Origin of the sequence: Brevibacillus sedimenti (assembly GCF_020923495.1) — a bacterium.
Lineage (GTDB): Bacteria > Bacillota > Bacilli > Brevibacillales > Brevibacillaceae > Brevibacillus > Brevibacillus aydinogluensis.
This window is the reverse complement of sequence record NZ_CP064048.1, coordinates 750,350-761,898: the sequence shown is the minus strand read 5'-3', so window position 1 is coordinate 761,898 and position 11,549 is coordinate 750,350. Positions and strand designations below refer to the sequence as shown.

At 60.2% G+C, this 11,549-nt stretch carries 10 protein-coding genes; all 10 read left to right on the top strand.

The features are described from left to right. The first annotated feature begins 35 nt into the window (after positions 1–35). The 10 genes from IRT44_RS03635 (at position 36) to argF (ending at position 11,516) form a co-directional block, all read left to right on the top strand. Positions 36–554, top strand: a complete 519-nt coding sequence (locus tag IRT44_RS03635) for a hypothetical protein (RefSeq protein WP_171567268.1) — start codon at positions 36–38, stop codon at positions 552–554. Positions 555–650: 96 nt separating this feature from the next. Next, positions 651–1,764 (top strand): peptide chain release factor 2 gene (gene prfB, locus IRT44_RS03630; protein WP_212133381.1). Its coding sequence is split into 2 segments (ribosomal slippage): positions 651–731 and positions 733–1,764, totalling 1,113 coding nucleotides; the frame shifts between segments, so codons are not numbered across the junction. A 256-nt stretch (positions 1,765–2,020) separates the two neighbouring features. After that, on the top strand, positions 2,021–2,290 hold the full coding sequence (locus IRT44_RS03625) for a YciI family protein (protein ID WP_171567270.1): 270 nt from the start codon (positions 2,021–2,023) through the stop codon (positions 2,288–2,290). An 83-nt stretch (positions 2,291–2,373) separates the two neighbouring features. Then, complete coding sequence (cccB, locus tag IRT44_RS03620) at positions 2,374–2,733, top strand: cytochrome c551 (RefSeq protein WP_171567271.1); 360 nt, start codon at positions 2,374–2,376, stop codon at positions 2,731–2,733. Between the two features lie 186 nt (positions 2,734–2,919). After that, positions 2,920–3,960, top strand: coding sequence for an N-acetyl-gamma-glutamyl-phosphate reductase (gene argC / locus IRT44_RS03615; RefSeq protein WP_230077461.1), 1,041 nt, complete (start codon positions 2,920–2,922; stop codon positions 3,958–3,960). A 13-nt stretch (positions 3,961–3,973) separates the two neighbouring features. Then, complete coding sequence (argB, locus tag IRT44_RS03610; protein ID WP_212133382.1) at positions 3,974–4,774, top strand: acetylglutamate kinase; 801 nt, start codon at positions 3,974–3,976, stop codon at positions 4,772–4,774. Positions 4,775–4,835: 61 nt separating this feature from the next. Further along, positions 4,836–6,017: an aspartate aminotransferase family protein gene (locus tag IRT44_RS03605; protein ID WP_171567274.1), complete on the top strand. Its 1,182-nt coding sequence runs from the start codon at positions 4,836–4,838 to the stop codon at positions 6,015–6,017. A 247-nt stretch (positions 6,018–6,264) separates the two neighbouring features. Continuing rightward, positions 6,265–7,371 (top strand): carbamoyl phosphate synthase small subunit, encoded by a 1,107-nt coding sequence (locus tag IRT44_RS03600; RefSeq protein WP_171567275.1) that lies wholly within the window; start codon positions 6,265–6,267, stop codon positions 7,369–7,371. Beyond that, positions 7,364–10,600: a carbamoyl-phosphate synthase (glutamine-hydrolyzing) large subunit gene (gene carB, locus IRT44_RS03595; RefSeq protein ID WP_212133384.1), complete on the top strand. Its 3,237-nt coding sequence runs from the start codon at positions 7,364–7,366 to the stop codon at positions 10,598–10,600. The genes IRT44_RS03600 and carB overlap by 8 nt, the downstream gene beginning before the upstream one ends. Continuing rightward, positions 10,545–11,516, top strand: a complete 972-nt coding sequence (gene argF, locus IRT44_RS03590) for an ornithine carbamoyltransferase (protein WP_212133385.1) — start codon at positions 10,545–10,547, stop codon at positions 11,514–11,516. The genes carB and argF overlap by 56 nt, the downstream gene beginning before the upstream one ends. Positions 11,517–11,549: the final 33 nt, after the last annotated feature.

Below are 11,549 nucleotides of genomic sequence, written 5' to 3'. Positions count from 1 at the left end.
GGAAATCAATCACACGAGAGGCGGGGGAATGAACCATGAGAACGTCGAGTAACGTGATGGGCATACAAGCAAAATTAATGTTGGAGCGTATTGCGGCCACGCTGGATGCGGTACAGGCAGGTCACCAGCAGAAACCGGCCTATTTGCTTGCCGACCGGCCGATACATATGGACAAGCCGGAACCCGACGAGGGCGAGAGAGAGCTGGAGGTGGTGTTTGCCGCGAGGGACGTCGTCTATCTCGATGAAAGGCTGACGCGAGAAATTCCCGAGCCCAATTGGTCAAAAGCGGCGCCGGCCGGATGCGTCATACCGGACGGAGCGGGTGTCGCCCGAATCGGGACGCACGACCGACACAGCGGTGCAGCGGGGAGTGAGGTTGCAGGAAGACAAGCGCCACAGGCGGAACTCCACCAGGAAGCAGCGGCCAGGTGGGCGGTGCCGTTCATTGGAGAAGTGCTCGTACAGGCATATGCAGGGGACATGGGAAACACACCGCAGGACATCCGATCGGCACCCTCCCCACCTGCGTCTGAGCCGCTAACGCTGTGCTGATGCTTCTGCTGTGCCCGAATCGATGCTGTCCGGTTGCGAATCCGCCAATTTGCGGTACAATGTAACATAGCACAAGGAAGAGAAGGTGATTCGCACATGGCATTGATTGATATTGCGGACGTCAAGCAAGAGATGTCCAGCATGGCTAAGCGATTAGCGGATATCAGGGGGTCTCTTTGACCTCCCTGCGAAACAGGAACGTATCGGCGAACTGGAAGAGCGGATGCTCGCTCCCGACTTCTGGGATAACAACGAGGCCGCACAAAAAACCATCAGCGAATTGAATGCGCTCAAAGGCCTGGTGGAAACCATGGCCAAACTGGACGCCCAGTACGAGGACCTGCAGGTAATGCTGGAACTGGTCATCGAAGAAGGCGACGAATCGATGATCCAGGACTTGTACGAGAGTGTCCAGGCGCTGAAAAAAGAATTTGAGAGCTTTGAGCTGGAGCTGCTGCTCAGCGACCAATACGACAAGAACAACGCGATTCTGGAACTGCACCCGGGCGCGGGCGGCACCGAGTCCCAGGATTGGGCGTCGATGCTGCTGCGCATGTACACTCGCTGGGCGGAGTCCAAAGGGTTCAAGGTGGAGACGCTGGACTACCTGCCGGGCGACGAGGCCGGCATCAAGAGCGTCACCCTGCTGATCAAGGGGCACAACGCCTACGGTTACCTGAAATCGGAAAAAGGGGTGCACCGCCTCGTGCGGATTTCCCCGTTTGACGCCTCGGGCCGACGCCACACCTCGTTTGTCTCCTGCAACGTGCTGCCGGAGATTGAAGAAGACACCGATGTGGAGATTCGTTCCGAGGACTTGAAAATCGATACCTACCGCTCCAGCGGCGCCGGCGGTCAGCACATCAACACGACTGATTCCGCCGTTCGCATCACGCACCTGCCGACGGGGATCGTCGTCACCTGCCAGTCGGAGCGTTCCCAGATCAAAAACCGGGAACGAGCGATGAAAATGCTGGCAGCCCGTCTGTTTGAGCTGAAGCGGGAAGAGCAGGAAAAAACGCTGCAGGCCATCCAGGGCGAGCAGAAAGACATCGCCTGGGGAAGCCAGATCCGTTCGTACGTCTTCCACCCGTACAGCCTGGTGAAAGACCACCGCACCAACGTGGAGGTCGGCAATGTACAGGCGGTAATGGACGGGGAGATTGATCCGTTTATCGACGCCTATCTGCGTTCGCAAATCAAGCGATAGGCGGCAAGCGGCGGTATGCTAATCAATAACGGACTGTCCGGTACGGCGGTAATCGGTTCTGCCGTCGCAAACACGGATGAATCCTAGAAAACACAGGCTCTCGCTGATCTCTCCTCGTTTGACCACAAGGTCTAGGCGACGGAGCATCGGCGAGAGCCTGATTTGTGTCTGGGGCAGTTGGACGAAACGATCGAATCAGTTGTCGAAATTGTGCTATACTTCCAGTAACATACTGTTTGTCAAAGGAGAGGACGTCATGCTGTACGTTGCCATACTGACGATTGTTGACCAGGAATTGAACACCAAGTTTCGCCCGGCCCACCTGAGCTACCTCAATGACCTGTACAAGCAGGGGAAAGTGGTCATGGCCGGACCGTTTACGGACAAGCGAGGCGGAATGGTCATCTACAAAGCGGAATCGCCCGAGGAAGCGCGCCTCCTGGCAGAAGCCGATCCGGTCGTGAAGGAGGGCGCCCGAACGCTGGAACTGCGGGAGTGGAGCCCGCTGGAATTTCCGCTGACCTAGACGGATTCTCCGGAGCGGAAGAATGATTTGTTTCGAGCGGAGGAATACTTAGCGAAGAATACTCATACAAAGGAGGGAACAGCATGAAGCGTTTCCCGTTTGCCATCCTTTTCATCGCGCTCGTATTCTTCGCAGGTGCCTGTGCTTCTGGCGGCAATCAAGCAGAACCGCCCGCCGGGCAGCAACCCGATACGGAATCACCCGCTCCATCGGGCAATTACGATGCTGCGGCAGCTGAAACGTTGTATAAAAACAACTGTGCAAGCTGCCACGGTCAAAATCTTGAGGGGGCAGTCGGCCCCAACCTGACACAGGTAGGCGGCAAATACACCCGGGAACAAATCCTGGAAATCCTCAAGAACGGGAAGGGCGGCATGCCAGGCGGACTGGTCAAGAACGATGATGCTGAAAACGTCGCGTCCTGGCTGGCCGACAAGAAATAGCAGGTACGTAAAGCGTCCGGCAAATCGCCGGGCGTTTTCTTTTTTGACAACGGATACAAGGAGCGTCGGCTGCGGGGCAGAAGGCGGAAGCTGCAAGCAGGGGCTTGATTTTTGGGGAGAAGGGTTGCCATTCGATTGAATTTTTATTATGATTCATGTATAAAAATGCAAAAGAGGGAGAGAACCATGATTCGGGTCGGGATTGTCGGGGCGACCGGTTACAGCGGGGTGGAGTTGATCCGTCTGCTTGCCGGCCATCCCCACGTGCAGGTGGCTAATCTGTATTCCAGTTCGGCGGAGGGAGAAGCGCTGGACAGCGTTCTTCCCCATGTGCAGCATGTTTCCTTGCCCCAGCTGTCGGCGATAGACGCGGAGCAAATGAGCGCCGCAAACGACGTGGTGTTTCTGGCCACGCCGGCCGGCGTCAGCGCGGAACTGTCGCCGGAACTGCTCAAGCGCGGCGCCAGGGTGATCGATTTGTCGGGCGATTTTCGCCTGGAGAGCGGGAAGGTGTACCGGCAGTGGTACAAACGAGAGCCCGCTCCCGGTGAGTGGCTGGATCGGGCGGTGTACGGCCTGGCGGAGTGGAACGCGGCGCAGGTGGCCGGCGCACAGTTGGTGGCCAATCCGGGCTGCTATCCGACGGCGGCGCTCTTGGCGCTGATTCCGTTGGCACAAAGCGGCTGGGTCAACCCCCGCAGTTGGATTGTAGATGCCAAGTCAGGGGTGTCGGGAGCAGGTCGCGGCGTCTCCCTGGGCGTTCATTTCAGCGAGATCAACGACAGCATTCATGCGTACAAGGTGGCCCAGCATCAGCACACGCCGGAGATTGAACAAGAGTTGAGCAAAAAGGGCGGCGTGGAGCATGTGGTCCAGTTTACGCCCCATCTGGTGCCGATGACGCGGGGAATACTCGTCACTGCCTACGGCCAGTTGGAGCGGGCGGTGACAACAGACGAGGTGCATCAGCTCTACCGGTCGGCGTATGAAGGCAAGCCATTTGTAAGGCTGCGAAAACCGGGGAGCCATCCGCGGACCAAAGAGGTGTACGGTTCGAACTATTGCGATATCTCCGTCCATGTGGATGAGCGGACGGGGCGGGTCATCGTGCTTTCCGTGATCGACAACATGGTCAAAGGAGCGGCAGGTCAGGCAGTCCAAAACATGAACCTGATGTTCGGCTGGCCGGAGGCGACAGGATTGCCGCTGGTGCCGCTGTTTCCGTAGAGGAGGATGTGACATGCAAGACGCAGTGGTCATCAAGTGCGGAGGCAGCACCATGGATCAGCTGCCCGACGCGTTTTTCCAGGCGATCGCCGAACTGCAGCAGGCCGGACGGCAGATTGTGATCGTGCACGGCGGCGGTCCGGCAATCAACGGCATGCTGGAGAAACTGTCCATTACGCCCGCGTTTGTGGACGGATTGCGCGTCACCTGCGAAGAGACGCTGCAGGTGGTGGAGATGGTATTGTGCGGACAGATCAACAAGCGGCTGGTTCGCAGGCTGACGCAGGCGGGAGCCAGGGCGTGGGGCGTCAGCGGGATTGACGGCGCAATGCTGACGGCAGAGCGGACGGCAAAACCGCTTGGCCAGGTCGGCGAGGTGAAAGGGGTGGACACATCCATTCCGACCGCCATCCTCCAACGCGGCTACGTGCCGGTGATTGCGCCGCTGGCCGTAAGCGCAGACGGCGCGGAGACGTACAACGTAAATGCAGACGTGGCGGCGGGGGCGATCGCTGCCGCCCTGGCGGCGGAGCGTCTGGTAATGGTGACCGACGTGCCGGGCATCCTGCGCCCCGGTCAGGACGGCACCAAGACGCTGGTGGCACAGACGGACGCGGAAGAGATCGGCCAGATGATTGCCGACGGGGTGATTACCGGCGGGATGATTCCGAAAGTACAGGCCGCGCTGGACGCCCTCTCGCAAGGCGTGCCCCGGGTCGTCATCTGCCGGGGAACGGCGGAGGAATTGCGGTCGGTATGCGCCGGGCAATCGGCGGGAACCGTGATCCAGGCAGGCGTCCCCAAAGGCGCGTAATGTGGACACCGCGTACAGCACTCCCCCCTATCAAGGAGCGTAAACAAGGAGGCATTGTAACATGAGCACAATGGCTGCCCCTATGCATTTGATGAATACTTATTCAAAATGGCCGATCCGGCTGGTCAAGGGAGAGGGAAACCGCGTTTGGGACGATCAGGGCAACGAGTATCTCGACTTTGTCTCGGGAATCGCCGTCACCTCGCTGGGACACGTACACCCCAAAGTGACGAAACGGCTGCACGAACAGCTGGACACGTTGTGGCACTGCTCCAATCTGATGCACGTTCCCCAGCAGGAGGTGCTGGCACAGAAGCTGTGCGGCCTGTCCGGCCTCGACCGCGCGTTTTTCTGCAACAGCGGCGCGGAAGCCAACGAGGGAATGATCAAGCTGGCCCGGCGTTACGCCCAAAAAGTGCAAGGCACCGGACGATATGAGATCATTACGTTTCAGCAGTCGTTCCACGGGCGAACGCTGGCTACCCTGACAGCCACGGGGCAGGACAAGGTGAAAGACGGATTCGGCCCCCTGCCGGACGGGTTTGTCACCGTGCCCTACAACGATTTGGAAGCGGTGCGCGCCGCCGTTACGGAGAAGACCTGCGCCATCATGCTCGAACTGGTGCAGGGGGAAGGGGGCGTACATCCGGCAGAGGAGCCGTTTGTAAAGGGATTGCGCCAACTGTGCGACGAACACGGTCTGCTGCTGCTGATCGATGAAATCCAGACCGGCATTGGACGCACGGGCACCTGGTTTGCCTTCCAGCAGTACGGGATCAAGCCGGACGTGATCTCGCTGGCCAAAGCGCTGGGCAATGGGTTCCCGATCGGCGCGGTGGTGGCGACCGAAGCGGCGGCCGAGGCGTTTGCCCCCGGCACCCACGGCACCACATTTGGCGGCAACCCGCTGGCGATGACCGCTGCCATCGCCACGCTGGAGACGATGGAAGAGGAGAACGTGCTGAACCGCGTAGGCATCCTGCATCGGCATCTGGTAAGCGGACTGGAAAAATTGCGGGCAGAATATCCCGGCAAAGTATTGGCCGTGCGCGGCAAAGGACTGCTCTTGGGCGTGGAAGTGACGGTGCCGGCGTCGTCCATCGTCGATTACGCCCGCGAAAAAGGCGTACTCGTCCTGCTGGCCGGTCCTCAGGTCGTCCGCCTGCTGCCCTCGTTTGTCACAACTGAGGAAGAAGTGAACCGGGTGATCGAGGTGATCGGCGAGGCGGTGGAGAACTTGTAAGAAAAAAGCGCTCCAATGCCGGGGACACGGCCGACAGGGAAAGGCAGTGTGAGCGGAACGGCAGTGTGACCCGGCTTGGCCGCTGATGCAGGGGAATCGGGCACATCCATGCAGCGAGTCGGAACGCGGCTTTCAGATCCCGTTGAAAAAACTCGTTGCATTTTTATAATTCAAAATGTATATTAATACATGACGTTGCATAAATTTTCGTGAGAGAGTGCCCTTTGGAGAGGAGTGGCTTTCATAGATGAATGGTGAGAGAAAAGGGTTGGGCCCGGGATATTTGACACTGGAGAGCGGAGAAGTATTTGCCGGGACGCTGTACGGCGCTCCGCTCACAGGATATGGCGAAGTGGTTTTTCATACAGGGATGACGGGATACCAGGAAGTGATGACCGATCCGTCCTTTGCGGGGCAGATCGTCACCTTTACGTATCCGCTGATCGGTAATTACGGGATAAACGACACCGATTACGAAGCGGCAAAGCCCGCCCTGGCGGGAATGGTCGTCAGCGAGCTGTGCAGTGCGCCGAGCCACTACCAATCCCGCCGCACGCTGGCGGAAGCTGCGGAGGCGTTTGGCTTCCCGATCCTGGCCGGGATCGATACGCGGACGATCACCAAGCGGGTGCGTCAGTCGGGTCCGCTGTACGGTGCGATTGCTGACCGGCCGTTGAGCGTGGAGGAGGTGGCGGCGCTTGGCTCCGCGCATCGGAAAAAATCGCTGGTCGCCGACGTCTCCAGCCGTCACATTCAGCGCTACCCCGGGAATCAGGAACACGTGGTGATCATCGATCTGGGCATGAAACAGTCGATTTTGGAATCGCTGTTGGAACTTGGCTGCCGCGTGACGGTTGTGCCGTTTGACACCCCGTTTTCACAGATTCAGGCGCTGCAGCCGGACGGCCTGCTCTTTTCCAACGGGCCCGGCGACCCGGCCGACCTGCTCGCCTACTGCGGCGAGTGGCGGAAGGCGGCGGAACAGTATCCGACGCTGGGTATCTGCCTGGGACACCAGGTGCTGGCGCTGATGTTTGGCGCCAAGACGGAAAAGCTGACTTACGGACACCGGGGGAGCAATCATCCGGTCAAGGAACTGGCCACCGGGAAAGTCTACATGACCTCGCAAAACCACGGGTACGTGGTGAGGGAAGAAACCCTGGACAAACGGCTGTTGACCGTGACGTACCGCAATGTCAACGACCGGTCGGTGGAAGGGCTGAGCCACACCTCTCTGCCGATCATGAGCGTACAGTTTCACCCGGAAGCGCATCCGGGTCCAAACGACACAACGCACGTTTTTTACCAATTCCTGCAGTCGATGCGCGTAGTGGGAGCGAAGAGATATGCCTAAATTGCCGCACATTCACAAAGTATTGGTCATCGGGTCGGGGCCGATTGTCATCGGCCAGGCGGCGGAATTTGACTACGCCGGGGCGCAGGCCTGCCTCTCGTTGAAAGAAGCCGGGGTGCAGGTCGTGTTGGTGAACAACAACCCGGCCACGATCATGACGGACGAACACGTAGCTGACAAAGTGTATCTGGAGCCGCTCACGGTAGAGTCCCTGACGGCGATCATCGCCAAAGAGCGGCCCGACGGTCTCCTGCCCACCCTGGGCGGTCAGACAGGGCTCAATCTGGCGGTCGCCCTGGCCGAAGCGGGAGTGCTCGCCCAATACGGGGTGGAACTGTTGGGCACGCCGCTGTCCGCCATCCAGAACGGGGAAGACCGGGAGCTGTTCAAGCAGTTGATGAAGCAAATCGGCGAACCGGTGCCTGAGAGCACGACCGTGGAGTCGGTGGAAGCGGCCGTCGCGTTTGCCGATTCAATCGGGTATCCGGTCATCGTGCGCCCCGCCTATACACTGGGGGGCGCCGGGGGCGGCATCGCCGAAGACGAACAGTCACTGCGCACGGTGGCGGCTCAAGGCATCGCTGCCAGCCCGATCGGCCAGGTGCTGATCGAGCGCAGCGTCAAGGGCTGGAAGGAAATCGAGTATGAAGTGATGCGGGACGCGAACGATACCTGCATCATCGTTTGTAACATGGAAAATCTGGACCCGGTGGGCATCCACACGGGGGACAGCATCGTCGTCGCCCCGTCGCAGACGCTGACCGACCGGCAGTACCAGATGCTGCGCAGCGTCTCCACCAAGGTCATCCGCGCGCTGGGTGTAGTCGGCGGCTGCAACATCCAGTTTGCGCTTGATCCGAAGTCGGATCGCTACTATCTGATCGAAGTGAACCCGCGGGTGAGCCGCTCCAGCGCGCTGGCTTCCAAAGCGACGGGCTATCCGATCGCCCGGATCGCCGCCAAGCTGGCGCTGGGCTACAACCTGGACGAAGTGCTCAACCCGATTACCGGTTACACATACGCCAGCTTTGAGCCGACGCTGGATTACGTCGTGGTGAAAATTCCTCGCTGGCCGTTTGACAAATTCCCGCTGGCCGACCGTCAGTTGGGCACGCAGATGAAGGCGACCGGCGAAGTGATGTCGATTGCCCGCAACCTGGAAGCGGCGTTGCTCAAGGCGGTCCGCTCGCTGGAGCAGGGCTGCACCCACCTCGTCCGTCCGGAGCTGGCTGCATGCAGCCGGGACGAGCTGGCGGGGCTGCTGCGGGATGCGACCGATGTCCGCCTGTTTGCACTGGCTGAGGCGATCCGCCAAGGGTTCAGCGAGGACGAATTGCACGCCCTGACTGGCATCGATCCGTTTTTCCTGCGCAGCGTGGGCCGGATCGTGGCGCTGGAGCAGCAGTTGGCCCAGAGCGATACGCTGGCCCCCGAGCTGCTGGCGGAAGCAAAGCGGCGCGGATTTGCGGACGAGACGATTGCCGCCCTGATCGGACGCACGACGGCCGAAGTCAAAGCGCTGCGGGATCAGGCCGGCATCCGGCCGTCGTACAAGATCGTGGACACCTGCGCGGCCGAGTTTGACGCGCAGACGCCGTACTATTACTCCGATTGGCAGGGGGACGACGAAGTAGAGGAGCTGACCGGGCGCAAAGTGCTGGTGCTCGGCTCCGGCCCGATCCGCATCGGACAGGGGATCGAGTTTGACTACTGCTCCGTTCACGCGGCCAAGGCGCTCCAGGCCAAGGGCATCGCCGCTGTCGTCGTCAACAACAACCCGGAGACGGTCAGCACCGATTACGAGACGGCCAACCATCTGTATTTTGAGCCGCTGCACGTGGAGGACGTGCTGCACGTGGCGGAGTGTGAGGGTGTGGATGGCGTCATGGTCCAGTTCGGCGGCCAGACGGCGATCAACCTGGCGGCCAAGCTGGCTGCGGCCGGCCTGACCGTGCTCGGCACGTCGCTGGATGCGATCGAACGGGCGGAGGATCGTGAACGGTTCTACGCGATGCTGCGCAAGCTGGAGATACCGCACATCCCGGGCAAAGGGGTGTCTTCCCTGGAGGAAGCGGCGGAGGTGGCGGCAACGATCGGCTATCCGGTGCTGCTGCGCCCGTCCTACGTGATCGGCGGTCAGGGCATGGTGGTCGCCCATAACGTCGAGGAGCTGTCGGCCACGATCGCGGAGTGGCTCAACCACCCTGACAGCCAGGTCTTTTTCCCGCTCCTGGTGGACAAATTCGTTCCCGGCCGGGAAGCAGAAGTGGACGCTGTGTGCGATGGCGAGTCCGTGCTCATCCCAGGCATTTTTCAGCATGTGGAGAAGGCGGGCATCCACTCGGGCGACAGCGTGGCGCTTTTCCCGGCGCCGGATCTGTCCGATAGTGTCAAACAGACGATCGCACGGTACACAGAGGCGATCGCCCGCGAGATGGGGGCGGTCGGTCTGATCAACATTCAGTTCGTGATTCACGACGAGACGGTCTACGTCCTGGAAGTAAACCCGCGCGCGTCGCGGACCGTGCCGATTACCAGCAAAGTGACCGGCATCCCCATGGTGGAGCTGGCCGTGCGCGCCCAACTGGGTGAAAAACTGGCCGGCATGGGCTATGGGACAGGGCTGCTGCCGGACATTCCGTTCGCCGTCGTCAAGGCACCCGTCTTTTCCACCGTGAAATTGAGCGGCGTCGATCCGGCCCTGGGACCGGAGATGAAATCGACCGGGGAAGTGCTGGGGCTGGGCCGTTCCTTCCCGGAAGCGGCGCGCAAGGCGTTCGCCTTTAAAGACAGCGTGCACCGCCCGTGGCAAAGGGGGCAGATCTGCTTCCTCTCCCTGGCCGATGCCGATAAGACGGACGGCGTGCTGCCCGTCATTCGGAAGCTGCAGGAACAGGGCGCAGTCTGGGCGGCCACAGCGGGAACGGCAGCCTGGCTGGGGGCAATCGGCTTTACCGTTACGCACGTGGTCGCGGACGAACAGGATCTGGCCGCGCTGCTGCAGAGGGAAGTCGTAGCTTTTTCGCTCATCACTGCCACCAAGGGGAACCGGCGGGGACGCAGCGGCTTTACCCTGCGGAGCCGGCTGGTCCAGCAGGGAGTTCCGCTGTTTACTGCTGTAGAGACGTTTGCGCTGTACGTGGAATCCATTACGGAGAATAGAGGTGAAGGGCATGCAGCCTGTGAAGATATTGGGTCACTTTGCAAGCGAGCAATTGGCCAGTTGTAAAGGAAAAGATTTGCTTCGCGTCGATGAATTTAGCGCAGAAGAGTTGACCTGGCTCCTGCAGTTTGCCGCCGAGCTCAAACAGCGGCAAAAAAGCGGTCAGCCGTATCAACCGCTCAAAGGGAAGACACTGGGGATGATTTTCGACAAATCGTCGACGCGCACCCGCGTTTCCTTTGAAGTAGGCATGTACCAATTGGGTGGCATGAGCATGTTTTTGAGCGGCAAGGAACTGCAGCTCGGACGCGGCGAGCCGATCAGCGATACGGCCAAGGTGATGTCCCGCTACGTCGACGCCATCATGATCCGCACGTTTTCCCACACAAGGGTGGAGGAGCTGGCCGAACACGCCAGCATTCCGATCATCAACGGCCTGACCGACCAGTTCCACCCGTGTCAGGCGCTGGCCGACATGCTGACGATCTGGGAGCACAAGGGAACACTGCAGGGCGTCAAACTGGCCTATGTGGGCGATGGCAACAACGTCGCCAACTCGCTCGTGCTGGCGGCAGCACTGCTGGGTCTGGACGTGCGCGTCGCCACGCCGCCGGGTTACGAGATGGACGGAGCCATCGTGAACAAGGCTGTCGCGTACGCACAGGCCAGCGGCGGCCAGGTGGTCGTCACGCACGATCCCGTCGAAGCGGTGCACGGCGCCGACGTCATCTACACGGATGTGTGGACCAGCATGGGCTTTGAAGCGGAAAACGAGCAGCGCCTCAAGGATTTTGCATCCTATCAGGTAAACGAGCAGCTTGTCCAACACGCCGATCCCGCTTACCTGTTCATGCACTGCCTGCCTGCGCACCGCGGAGAAGAAGTGTCGTCCGGCGTGATTGACGGTCCCCACTCCGTCATCTTTGACCAGGCGGAAAATCGTCTCCACGCGCAGAAGGCAGTCTTGGCAACCTTGTTGTAATGTTGTCAGAGAGTAATAGGAATTTCTTACCAG

What these genes read in the sequence shown, in the direction of transcription:
- argB (WP_212133382.1), top strand. Translation starts at nt 3,974, where the DNA reads ATGCAAGACGCAGTGGTCATCAAGTGCGGAGGCAGCACCATGGATCAG.
- IRT44_RS03635 (WP_171567268.1), top strand. Translation starts at nt 36, where the DNA reads ATGAGAACGTCGAGTAACGTGATGGGCATACAAGCAAAATTAATGTTG.
- cccB (WP_171567271.1), top strand. Translation starts at nt 2,374, where the DNA reads ATGAAGCGTTTCCCGTTTGCCATCCTTTTCATCGCGCTCGTATTCTTC.
- argC (WP_230077461.1), top strand. Translation starts at nt 2,920, where the DNA reads ATGATTCGGGTCGGGATTGTCGGGGCGACCGGTTACAGCGGGGTGGAG.
- argF (WP_212133385.1), top strand. Translation starts at nt 10,545, where the DNA reads ATGCAGCCTGTGAAGATATTGGGTCACTTTGCAAGCGAGCAATTGGCC.
- IRT44_RS03605 (WP_171567274.1), top strand. Translation starts at nt 4,836, where the DNA reads ATGAGCACAATGGCTGCCCCTATGCATTTGATGAATACTTATTCAAAA.
- IRT44_RS03625 (WP_171567270.1), top strand. Translation starts at nt 2,021, where the DNA reads ATGCTGTACGTTGCCATACTGACGATTGTTGACCAGGAATTGAACACC.
- carB (WP_212133384.1), top strand. Translation starts at nt 7,364, where the DNA reads ATGCCTAAATTGCCGCACATTCACAAAGTATTGGTCATCGGGTCGGGG.
- IRT44_RS03600 (WP_171567275.1), top strand. Translation starts at nt 6,265, where the DNA reads ATGAATGGTGAGAGAAAAGGGTTGGGCCCGGGATATTTGACACTGGAG.